This window comes from Mesorhizobium sp. BR1-1-16 (assembly GCF_020165495.1).
Taxonomy (GTDB): domain Bacteria; phylum Pseudomonadota; class Alphaproteobacteria; order Rhizobiales; family Kaistiaceae; genus Kaistia.
Genome location: NZ_JAIUIE010000004.1, coordinates 1 through 19,061, shown reverse-complemented (window position 1 = coordinate 19,061; position 19,061 = coordinate 1). Strand labels below are relative to the sequence as shown.

The 19,061-nt window shown below is 63.7% G+C and carries 20 protein-coding genes; 18 read left to right on the top strand and 2 right to left on the bottom strand.

What is annotated here, in order from left to right; translation table 11 throughout:
* Positions 1-72 precede the first annotated feature (72 nt).
* From LB518_RS10765 to LB518_RS10715, 11 genes are all read left to right on the top strand, one after another.
* On the top strand, positions 73-1,554 hold the full coding sequence (locus LB518_RS10765) for an ABC transporter substrate-binding protein (RefSeq protein WP_224577210.1): 1,482 nt from the start codon (positions 73-75) through the stop codon (positions 1,552-1,554).
* Between the two features lie 78 nt (positions 1,555-1,632).
* Positions 1,633-2,592 (top strand): carbohydrate ABC transporter permease, encoded by a 960-nt coding sequence (locus LB518_RS10760; protein WP_502845820.1) that lies wholly within the window; start codon positions 1,633-1,635, stop codon positions 2,590-2,592.
* Positions 2,589-3,476 carry a carbohydrate ABC transporter permease gene (locus tag LB518_RS10755; RefSeq protein WP_224577208.1) on the top strand — a complete coding sequence of 296 codons (888 nt, stop codon included), beginning with the start codon at positions 2,589-2,591 and terminating at the stop codon, positions 3,474-3,476. The genes LB518_RS10760 and LB518_RS10755 overlap by 4 nt, the downstream gene beginning before the upstream one ends.
* Positions 3,477-3,491: 15 nt before the next feature.
* Positions 3,492-4,589: an ABC transporter ATP-binding protein gene (locus LB518_RS10750; RefSeq protein ID WP_224577206.1), complete on the top strand. Its 1,098-nt coding sequence runs from the start codon at positions 3,492-3,494 to the stop codon at positions 4,587-4,589.
* A gap of 322 nt (positions 4,590-4,911) precedes the next feature.
* Positions 4,912-5,808, top strand: coding sequence for a carbohydrate ABC transporter permease (locus LB518_RS10745; protein WP_224577205.1), 897 nt, complete (start codon positions 4,912-4,914; stop codon positions 5,806-5,808).
* Positions 5,805-6,722 (top strand): carbohydrate ABC transporter permease, encoded by a 918-nt coding sequence (locus LB518_RS10740; RefSeq protein ID WP_224577203.1) that lies wholly within the window; start codon positions 5,805-5,807, stop codon positions 6,720-6,722. Before LB518_RS10745 ends, LB518_RS10740 begins: the two co-directional genes overlap by 4 nt.
* A 3-nt stretch (positions 6,723-6,725) precedes the next feature.
* Complete coding sequence (locus tag LB518_RS10735) at positions 6,726-7,829, top strand: ABC transporter ATP-binding protein (RefSeq protein WP_224577202.1); 1,104 nt, start codon at positions 6,726-6,728, stop codon at positions 7,827-7,829.
* A gap of 56 nt (positions 7,830-7,885) precedes the next feature.
* Positions 7,886-9,136, top strand: a complete 1,251-nt coding sequence (locus LB518_RS10730) for an ABC transporter substrate-binding protein (protein ID WP_224577200.1) — start codon at positions 7,886-7,888, stop codon at positions 9,134-9,136.
* 90 nt (positions 9,137-9,226) lie between these two features.
* Entirely contained in the window at positions 9,227-9,460 is a 234-nt protein-coding gene (locus tag LB518_RS10725) for a VOC family protein (protein ID WP_224577198.1), read from the top strand.
* A complete protein-coding gene (locus LB518_RS10720; protein WP_224577196.1) occupies positions 9,445-9,687 on the top strand; it encodes a VOC family protein in 243 nt (80 codons plus the stop codon). The genes LB518_RS10725 and LB518_RS10720 overlap by 16 nt, the downstream gene beginning before the upstream one ends.
* Before the next feature lie 51 nt (positions 9,688-9,738).
* Positions 9,739-10,185, top strand: coding sequence for a VOC family protein (locus tag LB518_RS10715; protein ID WP_224577194.1), 447 nt, complete (start codon positions 9,739-9,741; stop codon positions 10,183-10,185).
* 73 nt (positions 10,186-10,258) lie between these two features.
* Here the strand turns inward: LB518_RS10715 and LB518_RS10710 are convergent, their stop codons facing one another.
* Positions 10,259-11,002, bottom strand: coding sequence for a ribonuclease activity regulator RraA (locus tag LB518_RS10710; protein WP_224577192.1), 744 nt, complete (start codon positions 11,000-11,002; stop codon positions 10,259-10,261).
* Positions 11,003-11,442: 440 nt separating this feature from the next.
* On the opposite strand from LB518_RS10710, the gene LB518_RS10705 reads away from it, so the two are divergent.
* The 7 genes from LB518_RS10705 to LB518_RS10675 all read left to right on the top strand — a co-directional run bounded on the left by LB518_RS10705 (position 11,443) and on the right by LB518_RS10675 (position 18,283).
* A complete protein-coding gene (locus tag LB518_RS10705; protein WP_224577190.1) occupies positions 11,443-12,225 on the top strand; it encodes an IclR family transcriptional regulator in 783 nt (260 codons plus the stop codon).
* A gap of 288 nt (positions 12,226-12,513) precedes the next feature.
* On the top strand, positions 12,514-13,545 hold the full coding sequence (locus tag LB518_RS10700; protein WP_224577188.1) for a LacI family DNA-binding transcriptional regulator: 1,032 nt from the start codon (positions 12,514-12,516) through the stop codon (positions 13,543-13,545).
* Positions 13,546-13,549: 4 nt separating this feature from the next.
* Positions 13,550-14,599 carry a sugar ABC transporter substrate-binding protein gene (locus tag LB518_RS10695; protein WP_224577186.1) on the top strand — a complete coding sequence of 350 codons (1,050 nt, stop codon included), beginning with the start codon at positions 13,550-13,552 and terminating at the stop codon, positions 14,597-14,599.
* Positions 14,587-15,375: an ATP-binding cassette domain-containing protein gene (locus tag LB518_RS10690; RefSeq protein WP_224577184.1), complete on the top strand. Its 789-nt coding sequence runs from the start codon at positions 14,587-14,589 to the stop codon at positions 15,373-15,375. The genes LB518_RS10695 and LB518_RS10690 overlap by 13 nt, the downstream gene beginning before the upstream one ends.
* Before the next feature lie 7 nt (positions 15,376-15,382).
* Positions 15,383-16,561: a sugar ABC transporter permease gene (locus LB518_RS10685; protein WP_224577170.1), complete on the top strand. Its 1,179-nt coding sequence runs from the start codon at positions 15,383-15,385 to the stop codon at positions 16,559-16,561.
* A gap of 13 nt (positions 16,562-16,574) precedes the next feature.
* Entirely contained in the window at positions 16,575-17,936 is a 1,362-nt protein-coding gene (locus LB518_RS10680; RefSeq protein WP_224577169.1) for a GH1 family beta-glucosidase, read from the top strand.
* Positions 17,937-18,142: 206 nt separating this feature from the next.
* Positions 18,143-18,283 carry a hypothetical protein gene (locus LB518_RS10675; RefSeq protein ID WP_224577167.1) on the top strand — a complete coding sequence of 47 codons (141 nt, stop codon included), beginning with the start codon at positions 18,143-18,145 and terminating at the stop codon, positions 18,281-18,283.
* Between the two features lie 75 nt (positions 18,284-18,358).
* Here the strand turns inward: LB518_RS10675 and LB518_RS10670 are convergent, their stop codons facing one another.
* Positions 18,359-18,544 (bottom strand): hypothetical protein, encoded by a 186-nt coding sequence (locus LB518_RS10670; RefSeq protein WP_224577165.1) that lies wholly within the window; start codon positions 18,542-18,544, stop codon positions 18,359-18,361.
* Positions 18,545-19,061 lie beyond the last annotated feature (517 nt).

Sequence of the window (19,061 nt, the reverse complement as noted above, 5' to 3'; positions counted from 1 at the left end):
TCCCTGCAGTCCCGGAAAAGAATACCGCCAACCCCTGTGAGGGAGGCGGAATGGGAGATTTGGAGGAAACCGATGACGAGGTCCAAAGTCGGAGCCGCGGTTTGCGGCGCCGTCGCCACCGCTTTCATCACGTCGCTGTTGTCGACGTCAGCGCTCGCCGCGCCCCCCGTTGATCTGAGCAAATGGTCGCCCGAATACGTGAAATCGGTCGCCGGTACCAAGGACTTCGATACGGCCGCCGACTGCGCCAAGGTCACGCCACTGGACTACAAGGGCCGCGTGACGCTGTGGTATCAAGGCGTCTTCGAAGGCGATCCCGATATTCTGAGGCAGAACTACAAGGAGTTCTTCGAGGCGTTCCGGGCGACCTATCCGAACATCGTCCTCGAAGACCAGGGCATCACCTATAACGATCTGCTCGACAAGTTCCGCACCGCACTGCTTGGCAATGCGGCGCCAATGGTCGTTCGTCTGCAGATCCTCGGCGGCACCGAATTTGCCGCCAAGGGCTATCTGCAGCCGCTGAAGCCCGAGGATATCGGCTATACGAGCGAGGATTTCTGGCCCGGCGCGATGAAGGCCGTGACCTGGGACGGCGTGACCTATGGCGTGCCGACCAATAATGAGACGATGGGCTTCATCTGGAACGCGGACGTCTTCAAGCGCGCCGGTCTCGACCCCGAGAAGCCGCCGGCGACCTGGGACGAAGTCGTCAAATATTCCAAGCAGATCCACGACAAGCTCGGCATCTCCGGGTACGGCCTCGTCGCGCGCAAGAATGCCGGCAACACGCCTTATCGCTTCATGCCGCAACTCTGGGCCTATGGCGGCGGCGTCTTCGACGAGGCGTCGTCCGATCCGACCTACAAGGAGGTCGAGCTCAGCAGTGCGCAGAGCAAGGCGGCGCTGCAGGCCTCCTACGACATGTATGTCCGGGACAAATCGGTGCCCGTCTCGGCGCTGACCAACCAGCAGGCGGACAACCAGCCGCTGTTCCTCGCCGGACAGCTCGGCATGATGATCTCGCACCCCTCCGACTACAACGTCATGCTCGACCTCCAGAAGAAGGCGACGGGCGCCGACGCGGAGAAGGCGCAGACCGTCATCGACAACATGCGCTACGGGCTCATTCCGGCAGGGCCGGACGGCAAGCGCGCGGTGGTCTTCGGCGGTTCCAACATCCACATCCTGAAGCCTGAGTATGTGGATGGCGGGAAGGTCGACGAGCCGGCGGCGAAGGCGCTCATCTGCATGTGGACGAGCCCCGAATGGTCGCTGAAGCTCGCCTGGGTCGGATCGAACCCCGGCAATCTCAACGGCTTCCTGACCAAATGGATGAAGACGCGGCTCGAGACCACGCCGTTCCTCGACGTGACCACCTCGATGCTGCCTTATGGTGTTCCCTTTCCGGCCCTGCCGGAATCGCCCGAAATCATGAATATCATCGTCCCGGACATGCTGCAGAACGCCTTGACCGGCGCGATGACAGTCGACCAGTCGGCTGATGACGCGGCGAAGAAGGTCAAGGACCTGATGGCGGGCGGCGGGCTCTAGACCGAAACCAACGCACGATCCGACCGGCCACGCCCTCGCGGTGTGGCCGGAACGCCCCATCATGCAGAGGTGCGCACCGTGACGACTGCGACTGGCCGGGCTGAACCCTCCCGCACATCCCCACGAGGCGAACCCGGCGCGCTGCGCGCAATGTGGCAGCACCGCGTCGACTATGCCTATGTGCTGCCGTCGATCGTGGTGATGCTGATCGTCATCGCCTATCCGATTTACTACACGATCGATCTTTCTTTCTACAAGACACCGCCCAGTCTGCAGCTCCGCGACAAGATCTTTGTCGGCATGGAGAATTATACGGCGATCCTGAGCAGCGACGTATTCTGGCGCGTCACCTGGAATACGGTGGTCTGGACGTTCGGGTCTACGGTATTCTCGTTCATGCTCGGGTTTGGCGCTGCGCTGGCTTTGCATCGCGATTTTTTCGGTCGAGGCGTGATGCGCGCCATCTTGATCATTCCCTGGGTCATCAGCGCGGTCGCCGCCTCCTATATCTGGAAGTGGATCTACCACTCCGATTTCGGCGTCATCGGCGCCGTCCTGGTCGGCCTCGGCATTACCAGCCGGCCGCCCAATTTCATCGACAATGTCGATACCGTGCTTCCGGCGCTGATCGTCGTGAACATCTGGCGCGAGTTTCCCTTCGCCATGATCATGATGATGGCCGGCTTGCAGACAGTCCCCGATCAATTGCTGCGGGCGGCGAAGGTCGACGGCGCCAATGCGTGGCAGCGCTTCTGGCATGTCACCTTTCCCCATCTCAGCAGTGTCTCGACCGTGACCGTCCTTCTGCTCGCGGTATCGAACTTCAATTCGTTCATTATCCCGTGGATCATGACCGGCGGCGGCCCGTCGAACGCCTCGCATATCTGGATCACGCACATCTACGAGCTCGCCTTCGGGCGGCAGCGCTGGGGCGTGGCGTCGGCTTATTCGGTGCTCCTGTTCCTCATCCTGATGGCGCTTGGATATTTCTATGTCCGTGCGCTCGGCGGCAACGAATCGAAGGACCGCGGCACATGAGCATCGCAGGCGAGAGACCCGTGATCCCGCGTCGAAGCCGCAGGCAGGTGGACGGCTGGCGCTGGGCGGGCCGCATCTTCCTCGTTCTGATGCTTCTCTACACCGCTGCACCGATGGCCTGGATGCTGCTGACCTCGATCAAATCGGGATTCGCGGCGATGCAGATGCCGCCGCAATGGTGGCCGGAGGAGCCGACACTCGCCAGCTACGCGAAGCTGCTCGATCCGCAAAACAGCGTCGGTGCCGATTTCCTGCGCTTCTTCTGGAACAGCCTGTTCGTCTCGACCATGACCACCATCCTGGCTGTGATCGTGGCGGTGCCGGCCGCCTATGCCTTCTCGCGCTTCAGCTTTCCCGGCCGCAAGTTCCTGTTCTTCGCCGTGCTGCTGCGCAACATGTTTCCGGCTGTCATTTTCCTCGTGCCGCTCTTCATCCTGATGCGCGTTCTTGGGCTGGTTAATACGCATGGATCGCTGATCCTGACCTACCTCACTTTTGGCCTGCCGCTCGCGATCTGGCTGCTCAAGGGCTTCTACGACAATATCCCCATCCAGCTTGAGCAAGCGGCGCGGATCGACGGGGCGACCCGCTTCCAGGCCTTCCTGCTGATCGTCATGCCGCTGTCGGTCCCTGGCATCATCGCGACGGCGATTTACAGCTTCATCGCGGCCTGGAACGAATACATCTACGCCTACACATTCCTCAGCAAGAACGACCAGCTGACCCTACCCGTCGGCATCCAGCGCTTCTTCTCCGAGAACACCACGGATTTTCCCGGCTTGATGGCCGCGAGCTTCCTGATGAGCGTGCCCGTGGTGGTGCTGTTCCTCGTTCTCCAGAGATACTTCGTCCGAGCGCTGACGGAAGGCGCGGTCAAGCATTAGTGCAGGGAGTTGCCGATGGCCCACGTGGTCCTCAAAGATCTCGTCAAGACCTATGGGAGCTTCAACGCGGTCAACCATGTCTCGCTGACGGTCAATGACGGCGAGTTCGTTGCGCTTGTCGGCCCGTCCGGATGCGGCAAGACGACGACGCTCAATCTCGTTGCGGGCCTCATTCCGATCACCTCGGGAGAGATCGCGATCGGCGACCGCGTGGTCAACGATCTCGATCCCAAGGATCGCGACATCGCGATGGTGTTTCAGAACTACGCGCTCTATCCGCAGAAGTCCGTCTACAAGAACCTCGCCTTCCCGCTACAGATGCGCAAGCTGCCGCGCGAGGAGATCGACCGGAAGGTCAAGGACGCCGCCCGTGTTCTCGACATGACGCATCTGCTCGAACGGAAGCCTCGTGAATTGTCGGGCGGGCAGCAACAGCGGGTGGCGCTTGGCCGTGCCCTTGTCCGGGATCCTGCCGTCTTCCTGATGGATGAGCCGCTCTCCAACCTCGACGCCAAGCTCCGCGTGCAGATGCGCTCGGAGATCAAGCGCTTCCACCAGGATCTCAAGGCGACGATCATCTATGTGACGCATGATCAGCTCGAGGCCGTGACCATGGCCGACCGGATGGCCGTGATGAATGGCGGCTTCCTGCAGCAATATGATTCGCCGGCGCAGGTCTTCGCCCATCCGGTGAACATGTTCGTCGCGAGCTTCATCGGCAGTCCGGCCATGAGCCTCGTGCCGCTCGAGGCGACCACCGCCGATGGTGAAACCGTGCTGACCAGCGCCGAAGGCTGGATTCTGCCTTTGTCGGCCCGCAACGCCCGCAAGGTGGCGGCGGCGACCAGCAACAAGATCGTGCTCGGCGCGCGTCACTCGACCATCAAGCTGCACAAGTCGGCCGTCCCTGGCGCCGTTCCGGCGAAGACCTATACCGTCGAACCGACCGGCGACATCACCTTCGTGCAGGCCTTCCTGGCTGGCGCGATCGTCAATATCAGCGTTCCCCCCACTGTCGCCGTCGCGCCTGACGCGGCAGTCTGGCTCGAATTCGATCAGGACCGCATTCATCTTTTCGACGGCGAGACCGAAATGGCTCTCAACGCCGACTGACCCGGCAAGCGTCGATCGAAGCCGGTGGGCTCGCGTCAATCCCGCCGCGCAGTAAGCTAAGTCGGCGTATCAATACGCCGTCAGAGAGACTCCTTGGCGCTGCGTGCGTCGTCTGCTCGGATCGCTGCCGGCTTGCCGTCGCGGCGCGATCGATCATTCCCGTTGGTTGAGATCAGCCACCGCAGCGCGTTTCCGGGCCACGCCGATCGGCCGAAAGGCGCGACAACACGCGGTTGACTAGATATCGGTGCACGACTACAGTTCAAATATAAAAACAAGCAGTTCAAATAAGAACTGAGCTACGAAATAGGGAGACGTAGCGATGATGCTCCGCTGGAGTTGGGCTACCCCGCGGCTGGCGCTTGCGCCGGCTGTCGTCGTGACCTTGGTTGGCTTTGTCGGATCGATCGTCTGGACGATCTATCAGTCCTTCACCCAGAGCCGCCGGTTCCCTGAATATGTGATCGATCCAGCGCGCTGGTTTTCGCAATATGAGCGGCTGTTCGCCAATGAGACCTGGTGGACGGCGCTGCAAAACCTCTTGATCCTGGCCATCGGCAGCGCGCTTGCGATCGTCTTCGGCTTCATTCTCGCCGCCCTGATCGAGCGGGAGAAGTTCGGCGAGGGCCTTTTCAGGACCGTGCTGCTCTATCCGCTCGCGGTCTCGCTGATCGTCACCGGGCTGGTCTGGCGCTGGATCTTCAATCCCTCGCTCGGCATCGAAGCCTTCCTGCGTAGTCTCGGTTGGCAAAGCGCCAGCTTCAACTGGCTCGCTGCACCGCAGACCGCCATGTATGGCATCATCCTCGCGTCGATCTGGCACGGTCTCGGCTTCTATATGGCGCTGATGCTGGCCGGGCTGAAGTCGATCAACACCGAGATCTGGAGCGCCGCTCGGCTCGACGGGGTTGGCGTCACGCGCCTCTATGTCGAGATCATCATTCCGATGATGCGGTTCACCTTTCTGACCTGCGCGATCCTCCTCTCGCTCGGCGTCGTCAAGGCCTACGACATCGTCGTTGCGATGACCAATGGCGGCCCAGGTACTTCGACCTGGACCCCGGCCTATTTCGCCATCAACGCCTATTCGACACGAAGCAATATCGGCTTCGCCTCCGCGGCGGCGGTGATCATGCTCCTGATTACGCTCGCCATCTTCCTGCCCCTGGTCGCCGCCACCGCGTGGCAGGCCCGACGCCGCGAGGCCGCACGCGGATGACCGCTCTTTCCGAAACCCGGGCGCAGCCTGGCCGCGCCGCCATCGTCATCCCGCGCCGCCGCCCGCGCATCAAGGGGTCGTCGATCGCGATCTTCGTCTTCCTGACGATGGTATCGCTGTTCGTGGCCATTCCGCTTTATGTGGTCATCGTCACGTCGTTCAAGCCGATCGGAGAGATCACGCTCGGCCAGATCTTCAATCTGCCGGTGCAGTGGACCGTCCAGCCCTGGATGAAGGCCTGGAACGAGATGTGTACGGGCCTTGCCTGCGACGGCATCAAGCAGGGCTTCTTCAATTCGGTAGCGATCCTGTTCCCGAGCCTGGTGCTGTCGATCGCGATCGCATCGGTGACAGGCTATGCGCTGGCGCTGTGGAATGTGCGCTGGGCGGACGGTTTTCTCTTCGTCCTGTTCATCTGCGCCTTCGTTCCCTTCCAGATCATCATGATCCCGCTCATCATCGTGGTCGCGAGCCTCGGTATATTCGGGACCGTCTGGGCAATCGCGCTGGTGCATGCGGTCCTATCCATGCCGCTGCTGACTCTGATTTTCCGCAATTTCTACAAGGATATCCCGCGCGAGCTGATCAATGCCGCGATCATGGATTCCGGAAGCTTCTGGAAGATATTCTGGGAGATCGTTCTGCCGATGTCCGGCAATATCATGGTCGTCGTCCTGATCCTGATGATCACGACCGTTTGGAACGACTATCTCGTCGGCCTCACCTTCGGCGGCATTTCGACCAAGCCGATGACGGTGATCCTGGCCAATTCGGTGATCACCTCGCGCGGCGAGGCGATCTACAATGTGAACATGGCCGCCGCTCTGCTGACGGCTGTGCCACCGCTCGTCGTCTATTTCGCTCTCGGACGCTTCTTCGTCCAGGGCATCACCTCGGGCGCAATCAAGGGATAAGCGATGCCAGAAGTCCGGTTCGAGCACATCGTCAAGCGGTTCGGCTCGTTCAACGTCCTGGAGGACCTGAGCCTTCGTGTCGAGGACGGCGAGTTCCTGGTGCTGCTTGGACCTTCGGGTTGCGGCAAGACCACGCTGCTCAATCTCCTCGCCGGCCTGCTCGACGTCACGGGCGGCCGCATCACGATCGGGGAGCGCGACGTCACGGATCTCGATCCGAGCCAGCGCGGCCTCGCGATGGTGTTTCAGTCCTACGCGCTCTATCCGACCAAGACGGTGGAGGGCAATCTGCGCTTCGGTCTCTCGGCGCTGAAGCTTGACAAGGCCGAGATCGAGCGGCGCGTCGCCTGGGCGGCGCAACTGCTGCAGATCGACAAGATGATGAACCGCAAGCCGAGCCAACTCTCCGGCGGCCAGCGCCAGCGCGTGGCGATTGGCAGGGCGCTGGTCAAGCATGCCGGCGTGCTTCTCTTCGACGAGCCGCTGTCGAATCTCGACGCCAAGCTTCGGACCGAGATGCGGATGGAGATCAAGAAGCTGCATGCCGCGCTGCATCAGACCATCGTCTATGTCACGCATGACCAGATCGAGGCCATGACGATGGCGACCCGCATCGCCGTCATGGACCAGGGCGTCATCCAGCAGATCGGGACGCCGGACGAGATCTATGAGAAGCCGGCCAATCTGTTCGTGGCCCGCTTCATCGGTGCGCCGCCGATCAACACCTTCGACGCGACGCTGGAGACGACCGGAGGCAAGCTCGTCGCGCGTCATGCGCCGACCGCCATCGAGATCGATCTGTCGCATCATGAATTTCGCACCGCGCCGCAGGCCGGCGCGCCGGTCGTGGTCGGGCTCCGGCCCGAGCATTTCGCCGTCAACGATGCGAGCCGTGACGATGGCGCCATGCGTCTGTCGCTGCCGGTTCGCTACAGCGAGCGGACGGGTAGTGACGCGACGGCGTTTCTCGAAGCCGGCGAGCAACTGCTTGCCGTTCGGATCGAGCCTTCGCTGATGAGCAGGCTGCGCATCGGCGACACCATGGCCGCCAGCTTTCCAATGGACAAGCTCGCGGTCTTCGATGCCCGCAGCGGGCTCAGGATGTAGGCAAGAGCTGCGGATGTAGTCAAGAAACGACAATAAACACGGGAGGAGGCAACATGATGTTCAATCCAAGGATCACTGCATGGGCAGCAGCCGCCGCGCTGACTGCATCAGTCGGTGCAGCGCACGCGACAGACCTGACGCTGTTCCATACCTGGTCGAACGAGAGCGAGATGAAGGCGCTCAACACCATCATCGACAAGTATCAGGCCGATACGGGCAACAAGATCCAGGCCGCGTCAGTGCCGCACGAGACCGCCGGCGAAAGCCCGCTGGTGAGCCTTTTCGTCGCCGGAACGCCGCCGAACCTGTTCATCGCCGCCGATGCCAGCTTCTTCAAGGATCTGGATGCCAAGGGCCAGGCCTTCGATGTCAAGCCGCTCTTCGACAAGATCGGCGTGACCCAGGCGCTTCCCGCGACCGTGCTGCAGGCGATCACCATCGACGGCAAGGTGTTGAAGATCCCGACGGCCGTGCATCTCGACGGCATGGTCTATTTCAACGAAGAAGTCGCCAAGAAGGCGGGCGTCGATCCGACCAAGTGGACTTCGCTCGATGATATGTGGGCGGACCAGAAGAAGGTCGAGGACGCCGGCTTCACCTTCATCGCCATCGGCGGAAACTCGTTCCAGGCCGGCTACACCTTCCACGCGCTTCTCGCGGCCATCGCCGGCCCCGCCATCTACAATCGCTTCTATGCCGATACGCCCGACAAGACCGTGTTCGACGATCCGGCCGTGCGCCAGACCATCGAGACTTTCCGCAAGATCGCGGCGCAGGCCGATCCCGGCTGGGTCAACCGTTCGTGGAACGACACGACCAACACGGTCATCGCCGGCAAGGCGCTGATGCAGATCCATGGCGACTGGATGAAGGGACAGTGGCGGGCCAACGACAAAAAGGCCGGCGTCGATTTCGGCTGCATGAACATCCCCGGCACCAAGGCGGTGTCGGTGACGGTCGATTCCTTCGGGCTTCTCGGCGGTGTCGACGAGAAGACGGCCAAGGCCGAGGAAGATTTCGCGGCCGTGGTCGTCGATCCGAAGATCAATGCCGAGTTCGCCTTCTACAAGGGCTCAAGCCCGGTGCGTCTCGACGTGCCGACCGATAAGCTCGACGCCTGCAACACGCTGGTGCTCGACGATCTGAAGAAGCCGGATTTCAGCGTCGAAAACCCCTTCTATATCGCTGACGGCGACTGGATCAATTCGGTCTGGAACACGATGTTCACGCTCCAGGGCGATCCGAACATGTCGACCGACGACGGCATCAAGATGCTGAAGTCGGAATATGACGCGATCTTCAAGTAAGCGCGTCGCCCCGCTTGAAGTGCAAATCGCGGCACCGCCGAAAGGCGGTGCCGTTCTTTACTCGGCACAACGCCCCCCAGAAGGTTCGCCATGTCCATATTCAAGTCGCTCGGCCACATTGCCCTGCGCGTCAACGATCTCGACGCGTCCGTTGCCTTCTACAATGCGATCGGCATTCCGGAAGTGTTGCGTCTCTTGAACAAGAAGGGCGACGCCTGGATTGTCTATCACCGCATCTCGGATGACGTGTTCATCGAGCTGTTCCCGGGCGGGGAGGGTGATCCTTCGCCGCCGGAAAAGACCGTCTCATGCATCTTTGCCTGACAGTCGAGGATATCGACGCTGCCGAGAAAAAGCTCGGCGCGGCCGGCATCCAGCTGATGCGTCCGCGCTCGCCGGGCCGTGGCGTCGACGGCAATCGCGGCATGTGGATTGCCGATCCCGACGGCAACCAGATCGAGATCATGGAAATGGCGCCGGACTGCATCCAGTACCAGGCGGTGCGGGCGGTCGAGACCGGCGGCAAGCCGCATGTCCTTTCGACCTCCTGAACGGGTCGGACGCTTCCAGACAAGACGACAACCCGACCAAGGAGATCAGAAATGCACGCGTTCAAGTCGATTGCCCATGTGGCGCTCAAGGTCAAAGACCTCGATCGCTCGCTCGATTTCTATGTAAACAAGCTCGGCTTCGATGAGATGATGCGCCTCGATAAGCCGGATGGCAGCCCGGGCGTCTGGCTCGTCTATCTGCGGATTACCGACGACCAGTATCTGGAGCTGTTCCCGGAAGGCCAGGGCGACCGCGCACCCGGCCGCGACGCCACCGCGATCAACCATGTCTGCCTCGGCGTCGATGATATCGACGAGGTTATCGCCGATCTCGACAAGGCGGGCATTCCGCTCACGATTCAGAAGAAGATGGGCGCCGACAACAACTGGCAGTGCTGGATCGATGATCCCGATGGCAACCGGATCGAGATCATGCAGCTGATGCCCGATAGCTTCCAGCTCGAGGCGATCAAGCGGCTCAAGGCAAAGTCGGCCTGAGCCGAGAAATCCGGCAGGCGCGTCGGGCCAGGATCGGCATTCGCCGGCAGGGCATCCCCTGCCGGCGAATTGTCTATTGCGCTGCGCGCCAGGCCTCGTATTCGGCCCGGACCTCCTCGGTCAGCGGATAATATTTCCTAAGGTCGCCACCTTCCGACAGGCGGATGCGCGCGAATTCTTCCCATTCGACATGCTCGCTTGCGGCATCGACGAGCTGCTGCGCCAGTGCGATCGGCACGACGATGGCGCCGTCATCATCGGCGACGATGATGTCGCCCGGCATGATCAGCACGCCGCCGCAGGCGACCGGGACATTGACCGCGAAGGGGATGATGTTGGTCTGGGCATGGTAGTTCGGCGTCACGCCGGTCACCCAGATGCCGAGATCAAGCTTGGCTGCATGCGCCGAATCGCGAATGCAGCCATCGATGACGACGCCGACGCCGCCGCGGCCGGCGAAGAAGGTCAGCATCATCTCGCCGAAGATGCCGCTGCCGAGATCGCCGCGTGCATCGACAACCACGACATCGCCCGGCTGGGTCGGATAGAGCACGTGGCGATGAAGCTGCAGCTCGGGATTCTCATATTCGGCAGCGCCATAGAGATCCTCTCGCTTCGGCATGCATTGCAGCGTCAGCGCGGGGCCAGCGACGCAGCGACCGGCGACGAGCGGCCGCGGGCCCTTCATATGCACGTCGCGAAGACCGAATTTCTGCGCCAGCTCGCTTGAGAGCGTCGCGCTGCCGATCTTGGCCAGCGCGTCGCAAAGCGCGCGCGGCGGGCGACTGATGTCAGATGGCTCGATGCCGCTCGGCATAATGTTTCCTCGCTCCACGGCCTGTTGGCCTTGATTGATTTCTGGGGGCTGAACCCGGATGGCGGCCTGCTGCTGTCAGATATGCGATGCCAGGACGCGCCGGATGGATCTTGAAGGGCTGTCCGCAATCCTCGATCGGCCAGACACGCAACTGGGCGGCCGGCCGGTGCCAAAAGTTCATATTTGAATTGCACTTATTCTAATCATAACTATGCGCAGCGCCTTCCAAACTTGTCAATTGCGGCGCTCCGCTCGTGCGCTCGACGGCGGTGCAGCGAGCTGCCATCGAGACCGCCGTGTCGCGGTTCCGAGCGCGGCAGCAGCCTCGCACGTGTCGGGACTGCGCGCAGCAAACGGGGAGGCGTGTCCAAATGTGAACTATCGCAGTTCAAATCTGCATGATAGTGTTCGCACTGTTCACCAGGAACGATCGCGATCACATGGACGCCAAGCCCGACGCTTCGGACAACAAGCACACGATTCCGGTGATCGATCGGATGATGGATATCCTGTCCGAGATCGAGCGTCACGCGGCTGGGCTGACGATCCGGGAATTGACGGCGATCCTCGCCATTCCCCGCACGACGATCTACCGCGTGCTGAACACGCTGCAAGCGCACGATGTCGTTCGGCGTGGCGAAGACGGTGCGTATCAGCTCGGCGAACGGCTGATCGTGCTTGCCGCGCACACCTCGACGCGCTTCGACCGTGTCAATCTCATCCCGCTCTGCCAGCCATTCCTGGATCGGCTCGCCAGCGAGCTCGGCGAGGGCGTGAAGCTCAATGTCATCGAGGGCGATGACCTGCTCGTCCTTGCCGCGGCCCAGGGGCGGCGTGAATATGCGCTCATGGTTGCAGCCGGACAGCGCATGACGCCGCACTCGGGCGCCTCCGGCAAATTGATCCTGGCGTTCCAGCCGCCCGATATGCAGGAACAATGGCTGAAGTCACCGCTGCCCGCCTATACCGACAAGACGATCACGGAGCCGCAGCGGTTGAAAAGCGAACTTGCCCGGATCCGCAAGCTCGGATGGGCAACCGATCGCGGCGAGACCAGCCCGAGTATTCATGCCTTTGCCGCTCCCGTGCTGGCGCGTGACGGCTCAATAGCCGCGGCGCTCTCCGTGCCCTTCCTGGCCGGCGCCAGCGAAAGCCGCATGGAGGCGATCAGGGAGGCCGTGGTTCGCACGGCGCAGGCGATCACCGACGCGCTCAAGCACTAAGCCGAGCGCCGACGCTGAGCCTGCGGCTGATTCAGGCCGACCAGGATCACCGAACCGGCCGAGATCGGAGCGATCGCGGCCGAGCTCGTTTCGCTTGCGGCACGGGCGTCGTCGCCGATGGCGGCATCTCCATCACTTGAACGCAGCTCGCTATACGGGTCAGTCCAGCCGTCCGAACCGACCGGCGCCGGCAACTCCGTCGAAGACCCTTGACGCCTTCCGTGCCTAATCATAGAAAACCGGTATCGAAACCGGTTTCGAAGAAGATCGGGTCGATGGGAGGAAAGAATGCGCAAGGTCACGATCAAGGACGTGGCGGAAAGTGCGGGCGTCTCCAAGGCGACCGTCTCCAAGGTCCTCAATCAGCGCTATGACGTGAATGGCGAGACGGCCGAGCGGGTCCAGCGGGCCATCGCGGCGCTGGGTTTCGTCAAGGACCGCCGCGCCGTCCAGCTCGCGCAGGGGCGTTCCGATTCGGTTGGCCTCATTGTTCCGTCGAGCACCGATGAATGGATGATCGAAGTGCTGCGCGGCGCCATGCAGGAGGCGCAGGCGGCGCGGTTCACCATCGCCGTGCAGACATTCCCGGAAGGCGTGGCCGACACCGATCGCCTCGTTGCCGACCTCCGTGGCCGTGCGTTCGACGGCGTGCTGGTGGTGCAGCCGCGCGATCACCTGCCCTGGTTGCCGGATCTGCAGGCGGCGGGCATTCCCGTCACGGTGCTGGACGATCATGGCACCAATCCCGGCATCACTGCCTTCGTGCCGGACGAGAGCACCGGCATCGAGGAGGCGGTCTCGCATCTGGTCGGGCTCGGACGCGAGAGCTTCGCGCTCTTGTCAGGCCCCAATGAGGAGCGGACGCGCTACACGTCCGAAAAGCGCCTCGCGCTTTATCGCGCCGCGCTGCTGGCGCGTGGCTTCGTTCTCGACGACGCGCATGTCGTGCCGGCCGAGTATTCACTGGCCGGCGGGGAGGCGGGCGTTGCCCATCTCCTCAAGCGCGGCGTGCGCTTCGACGCGCTGATCGCCTCCAGCGACGCCATGGCGGTCGGCGCGATGCGGGCGCTGAAAGCCGCCGGGCTGGTGGTGCCGCGCGCGGTCTCCGTGGTCGGCTTCGACGATTTTCCGGCCGCCAATTACACCGATCCCCGTCTCACCACGGTTCACAACCCGCTGTTCGACATGAGCGCGCGGGCCGTCCGCGGGCTCATCGCCAGCATCACCGGCAAGGTCCGGCAGGAGGCCGCGCGGGAGATCGTGCGGACGCATCTGATCGTCAGGGATTCCACGGGTCCCGCGATAAACCAGGGAGGATAGAATAATGAAGAAACGAATGCTCGCCGCCTTCGGGCTCGGCCTTATGCTCGCGGGAGCCGCTCCGGCGCTCGCCGATGACGCCGTGAAGATCGCCTTCCTTTCCCCGTGCACCCAATGCTCGGATCGCTGGGAGCAGAAGGACCGGCCATTCTTCATCGAGGCGGTCAAGGCCCTCGATCCCGCCATCGAGGTTATCGCCACCAACGCACAGGGCGACCAGAACAAGCTGATCGCGCAAGCCGAGGCTGCGCTCGCGCAGGGCGCCAAGGTGCTGGTCGTCAATACGATCCAGGAAAACGGCGCGGTGCCGATCGTCGAGGCGGCCCACAGGGAAGGCGTCCCGGTGATCGCCTATGACGCGCTGATCCGCGGCGCCCTGCCGGATGGCTATGTGTCGTTCAACAATGAGAAGGTCGGCCGCCTGCAGGCCCAGTTCGTCGTCGACCATGTGCCCGAGGGCGGCAATGTCGTGCTCATCAATGGCGAGCAGTTTTGCGATGCCTGCCGGTCGTTCAAGCGCGGCTCGCATGCCGTTCTGGACGATGCGGTCAAGTCCGGCCGGATCAAGCTCGTCTTCGAGGGTGAGGCCAAGGCATGGCTGCCCGCCAATGCGCAGGCGCTGATGGAGCAGGCACTGACCGTCGCCGACAACAAGGTCGACGGCGTCGTCGCCGCCAATGACGGCCTCGCGCAGGGCGTCATCGCCGCGCTGACCAATGTCGGCCTCAACGGCAAGGTTATCGTCACGGGCCAGGACGCCACCGACGCCGCGCTCACCAACATCCTTGCCGGCGACCAGACCATGACCGTCTACAAGGCGCTGCAGGCCGAGGCCGGCGCTGCCGCAAAGGCCGCTGTCGCATTGGCCAAGGGCGAGAGCGTCGCCGCGATCTTCCCGGAGAAGGTGCCGAACGGCAGCGGCGATGTCGCGGCGCTGCTGCTGAATCCGGATGTCGTCACCGCCGACAACCTCGCCTCGACCGTCATCGTCGATGGCTTTGCGCAGAAGGAAAAGATCTGCGTCGGTCCGGCCGCGGCGAAATGCAACTTCTGATGCCGGGCGCCGAAACCATGCCGCTGCTCGAGGTCAGAGGCGTCGCCAAGCGCTTCGGCTCGGTAGAGGCGCTTCGGGGCGTGGACCTTCGGGTCCACGCCGCCGAGGTGGTGGCTCTTCTCGGCGATAATGGCGCCGGCAAGTCGACGCTGATCAAGACGATCTCCGGCGTGCATCAGCCGGACAGCGGCGAGATCCTCGTGCTCGGCAAAGCCGTTGCGATTCCTTCGCCGCGTGCCGCCAGCGCGCTCGGCATCGAGACGGTCTATCAGGACCTTGCGCTCTGCGACAACCTGACGGTGGTGCAGAACCTGTTTCTCGGCCGCGAGCTCCGCCGCTTTTCCGGCTGGCCGCTGCGCTGGGTCCCGGCCCGCCGTCAAATGGTCGAGCGGGCGACCGAAGTGGTGCGCCAACTCGGCACCACACTCCCTTCGCTCCATTCGCAGATCGGCACCATGTCCGGAGGCCAGCGCCAGGCGATCGCTGTCGCCCGCGCCATGGTCTGGGGCTCGCGGCTGGTAATCCTCGACGAGCCGACCGCCGCGCTCGGCGTCGAGCAGACGGCCAATGTCCGCCGCGTCATCCGCAACCTCCGGGCGAGCGGGCTCGGCGTCATCCTCATCACCCACAACATGCAGGACGCCTTCGCGCTTGCCGACCGCATCGTCGTGATGCGGCAGGGCCGCGCCATCACCGAGATGGATCCGAAGGTCGTCACGCCGGACCAGGTCGTCGGTGCCATCACCGGCGGGTCGGCCATCAGCATGGAGCCCTGAGCGCACGATGTCCCACTCTCGTCCTCCCGCGACGCCGTCGATCCTCGCGAGGCTCGGCGCCAGCCGCATCGCCCATGGCGACCTCGGCTTCCTGCCAGTCGTGTTCGGCCTCGTCGTCATCGCGCTCGTCTTCTACAATCTGACGCCGGTGTTCCTGACGCCGCGCAACGCCTCCAATCTCGTGCTGCAGCTCGGGCCGCTGACGCTGCTCACCATGGGCATGGTGCTGGTCCTCCTCATCGGCGAAATCGATCTCTCGGCGGGTTCGGTCGCCGGCTGTGCGGCAGTGGTGCTCGTCGTGCTCCTCACCCGCCATGGCTGGCCGGCCATCGGGGCGATCCCCGCCGCGCTGCTGTTCGGCTGCCTCGCCGGCCTTATTCAAGGCTCGTGGGTCGTCTTCGTCCGCGCACCGTCCTTCATCGTCACGCTCACCGGGCTGCTGGTCTTCCAGGGACTGCAGTTCCTGCTGCTCGGCGAGGAAGTCGGCGCTCTCCTCATCTACGATCCCTTCGTGAAGGGCATTGCCTCGACCTACATGCCGCATTGGCTGGCCTGGTGCCTCGTGGGGCTGACTGCGATCATCGCCTTGGCTGCGGCCCTGACGGCGCCTGTCCGCAATGCCCGCCGGCTTCTGCGCCTTTTGCTGTTCCCGCTCGTCGCCGCGGCCATCGTCGCCGTGCTCAACCTTTATTTCGGCGTGCCCTATCTGCTGCTGCTGGTGATCGCGGTGGCGCTGGCGCTGACCCTCCTGACGGAACACAGCCTGTTCGGCGTTCACCTGCTGGCGGTCGGTGGCAATGCCGAAGCGGCGCGGCGTGCCGGCATCAATGTGTCGACCGTGCGCATCCGCGTCTTCGCCCTCTGCTCGACGCTGGCGGCGCTGGCCGGCATCGTTGCCGCGTCGCGGCAATACTCGGTCGACAGCGCCACCGGCGGCGGCAATCTCGTGCTCGATTCCATTGCCGCCGCCGTCATCGGCGGCACCAGCCTGTTCGGCGGCCGCGGCCGCATCGTCGGGGGCCTGCTCGGCGCCGTCGTCATCGGCAGCGTCTCGAACGGCCTCGACCTGCTCGGCCAACCCGCTCACATCAAGACCATCATCACCGGCCTCATCCTGCTCGCCGCCGTCTCGGTCGACATGCTCGCCCGCCGCCGCCGGATTTCGAGTGGCGCCGCCGGGGCCTGAAAGGACAATTTCGATGACCGATACCAGCCAGACCGCCTTCCCCGAAGGCTTCCTCTGGGGCGCGGCCACCGCCGCCTATCAGATCGAGGGCGCCACCCGGGCCGATGGTCGCGGCGAATCGATCTGGGATGTCTTCGTGCGCCAGGGTGGCAGCCACAATGGCGACCGGGCCGACATCGCCGCAGACTTCTACAATCGCTATCCCGACGACCTCCGCATGATGCGGCACGACTATGGTCTCACCGGACTGCGATTCTCGGTCGCCTGGCCTCGTATCGTGCCAGCCGGAGCTGGCGCCGTGAACGCGGCCGGGCTCGACCATTACGACCGCATGGTCGATCTGATGATGGAGCTCGGCATCACTCCGCTGTGCACGCTCTATCACTGGGATCTCCCGCAAACGCTCCAGGAGCGCGGCGGCTGGCTCAATCGCGACACGTCGCAACATTTTGCCGACTACGCTGCCGTCGTCACCGACCGGCTCGGCGACCGCGTCAAGCGCTTCGTGACGCTGAACGAGCCCTGGTCGGCCGCCTTCATGGGCCACGCGCAAGGGCTGCACGCGCCAGGCCTGCGCGACTATGGCAAGGCTGGCATCGCCGCCCATCACCTCTTGCTCGGGCACGGACTGGCGCTTGAGGCCATCCGCGCCCAGGCGAGCGACGTCACCGTCGGCGTGACGCTATGGCTGAATTCCATCAAGCCATTCTCGAACAGCGCCGAGGATCTCGACGCGGCCAGCCTCGCCGATGCGGAATCGAACCGCATCTGGCTCGATAGCCTTTTGGCCGGGCGCTATCCGGAGCGGCTGGTACAGACACTGCCCTGCCTCGCCGATCCAACGATCATCCAGCCAGGCGATCTCGAGCTCATCTCACGCCCGCTCGATTTCCTCGGCCTCAACTATTACGTTCGCGAGCTGGTGAAGGCCGATCGTGGCGTACCCGTCACCGGTTACCGCCGCCTGCCTGCTCCCGGCCCGACCAACTATCGCGGCGACAGCCTCTCGCCGGAGGGCATCGAGGAGATCCTGGTGCGGCCGCTCGTTGACTATGGCTGCACGCTGCCGGTCTATTGCACCGAAGTCGGCAACGCCTTCAACGACTATGTCGATCCGACGGGCCGCGTGCGCGACGGCGGCCGCATCGCCTATTTCGATGCGGCGCTCCGGGCCGTGCGGCGCGCCCTCGACCGCGGCGTCGACATCCGCGGCGTCTTCGTCTGGACGCTGCTCGACGATTTCGAGTGGGACGCCGGATTCAGCGCCCGCTACGGCATCACCTATGTCGATTACGGCAGCCAGAAGCGCATTCCAAAGGACAGCGCCCTCTGGCTGCGCGACGTCGCACGCCGTAACGCCCTGCCGACGCTCTGACAAGCGCGGTCCGTTGCTGGTCCGCCCCCGGGCAAGATGAAACGGAGGTCCGGGCAGCGCCGCCGCAGCCTATCGCGACCCTTGCGAGGAACCCCGCTGCTGCAGGTCGGTTGATCATCAGATCCGTGAGGCGTCGAAGCACGCCTCACGGGCGATGAGCGGTCATTCCGCGCCGCCGTCCAACCGTTTTTGCATGAGGTCTTGTCATGATGATGGGACGTATTCTCTCGCTGGCCATCCTGGCCGTGGTGATCGGCATCACGACCCTGCTGGTCCTGACCCCGGACCATCACCCGCTGCGGCAGCTCAGCCATCTCAACCCATATTCCGTGGAGCACACGGGCTGACCACAGCAGAGGGGCCGGCCGTCGTTGCGGGACCCGTTACCGATTTTCTCAAGGGCCGGGCGCCGCTGGCGGCCTTCATCGCGGCACGAAATAGCGCGTCGCACCGTTCAACTCGCCGGTGCGGGCGGCCCCCGTAGCGACGAGCGTTTCCAGAACCTGCTGGATGCGGGCCTTGCGCTTGTCGGTGACGCGGCCGTGAAAGGCGCCGGCGATGGCAACCGTTTCGGTGGGGACGTAGCCGGGCGAGAACGTCGCGCACAATGCGGATCTGGTCGAAGGCGTCCGACGGCCATTTCGGCGCGTCCCCGGTCTCCGGAAGCGCGATGTCGGCCTCGATCTGCTCGCCGGCGGGATTCGCCACCTTGGCGCCGAGCCGAGGGATCTGATAATCGGGCCGGAGCCAGCGCACGAGGCCGCGCGCCTCCTCCGCCGCCCGCTCGCGGTTGAGCGCGACGAGACGGGCCAAAAGCGCCTCCTCCGCCGCCTCCTGCTCGGGCTTCTTGTGCGGGCTCGGCGTGGTCGCGCCGGGTTTTCCGACCAGCGCCGGGGCGAGGTCCTGGAATGCCGAAGTCAACCCTAATGAGACGAGAAAGCTGTCTCGCCACACCGACACGCTGGGGTGTGTAACCAAAGGAGACGGAAGGCGGGGACCGGGTGGACGGCGACGGGACGGAGGGCTTCGAGCCGGCTTGCGCCTGGGGAGCCGGGACCGTGCTGGCCGATGACATGAGGGCGGCGGGAGGGCTGGCCATGCGGCGGCCGGCGGGCAGGCTGACGG

What these genes read in the sequence shown, in the direction of transcription:
- LB518_RS10705 (WP_224577190.1), top strand. Translation starts at nt 11,443, where the DNA reads ATGGACGCCAAGCCCGACGCTTCGGACAACAAGCACACGATTCCGGTG.
- LB518_RS10765 (WP_224577210.1), top strand. Translation starts at nt 73, where the DNA reads ATGACGAGGTCCAAAGTCGGAGCCGCGGTTTGCGGCGCCGTCGCCACC.
- LB518_RS10700 (WP_224577188.1), top strand. Translation starts at nt 12,514, where the DNA reads ATGCGCAAGGTCACGATCAAGGACGTGGCGGAAAGTGCGGGCGTCTCC.
- LB518_RS10720 (WP_224577196.1), top strand. Translation starts at nt 9,445, where the DNA reads ATGCATCTTTGCCTGACAGTCGAGGATATCGACGCTGCCGAGAAAAAG.
- LB518_RS10745 (WP_224577205.1), top strand. Translation starts at nt 4,912, where the DNA reads ATGATGCTCCGCTGGAGTTGGGCTACCCCGCGGCTGGCGCTTGCGCCG.
- LB518_RS10725 (WP_224577198.1), top strand. Translation starts at nt 9,227, where the DNA reads ATGTCCATATTCAAGTCGCTCGGCCACATTGCCCTGCGCGTCAACGAT.
- LB518_RS10685 (WP_224577170.1), top strand. Translation starts at nt 15,383, where the DNA reads ATGTCCCACTCTCGTCCTCCCGCGACGCCGTCGATCCTCGCGAGGCTC.
- LB518_RS10715 (WP_224577194.1), top strand. Translation starts at nt 9,739, where the DNA reads ATGCACGCGTTCAAGTCGATTGCCCATGTGGCGCTCAAGGTCAAAGAC.
- LB518_RS10675 (WP_224577167.1), top strand. Translation starts at nt 18,143, where the DNA reads ATGATGATGGGACGTATTCTCTCGCTGGCCATCCTGGCCGTGGTGATC.
- LB518_RS10695 (WP_224577186.1), top strand. Translation starts at nt 13,550, where the DNA reads ATGAAGAAACGAATGCTCGCCGCCTTCGGGCTCGGCCTTATGCTCGCG.
- LB518_RS10680 (WP_224577169.1), top strand. Translation starts at nt 16,575, where the DNA reads ATGACCGATACCAGCCAGACCGCCTTCCCCGAAGGCTTCCTCTGGGGC.
- LB518_RS10735 (WP_224577202.1), top strand. Translation starts at nt 6,726, where the DNA reads ATGCCAGAAGTCCGGTTCGAGCACATCGTCAAGCGGTTCGGCTCGTTC.
- LB518_RS10690 (WP_224577184.1), top strand. Translation starts at nt 14,587, where the DNA reads ATGCAACTTCTGATGCCGGGCGCCGAAACCATGCCGCTGCTCGAGGTC.
- LB518_RS10740 (WP_224577203.1), top strand. Translation starts at nt 5,805, where the DNA reads ATGACCGCTCTTTCCGAAACCCGGGCGCAGCCTGGCCGCGCCGCCATC.
- LB518_RS10755 (WP_224577208.1), top strand. Translation starts at nt 2,589, where the DNA reads ATGAGCATCGCAGGCGAGAGACCCGTGATCCCGCGTCGAAGCCGCAGG.
- LB518_RS10710 (WP_224577192.1), bottom strand. Translation starts at nt 11,002, where the DNA reads ATGCCGAGCGGCATCGAGCCATCTGACATCAGTCGCCCGCCGCGCGCG.
- LB518_RS10730 (WP_224577200.1), top strand. Translation starts at nt 7,886, where the DNA reads ATGTTCAATCCAAGGATCACTGCATGGGCAGCAGCCGCCGCGCTGACT.
- LB518_RS10750 (WP_224577206.1), top strand. Translation starts at nt 3,492, where the DNA reads ATGGCCCACGTGGTCCTCAAAGATCTCGTCAAGACCTATGGGAGCTTC.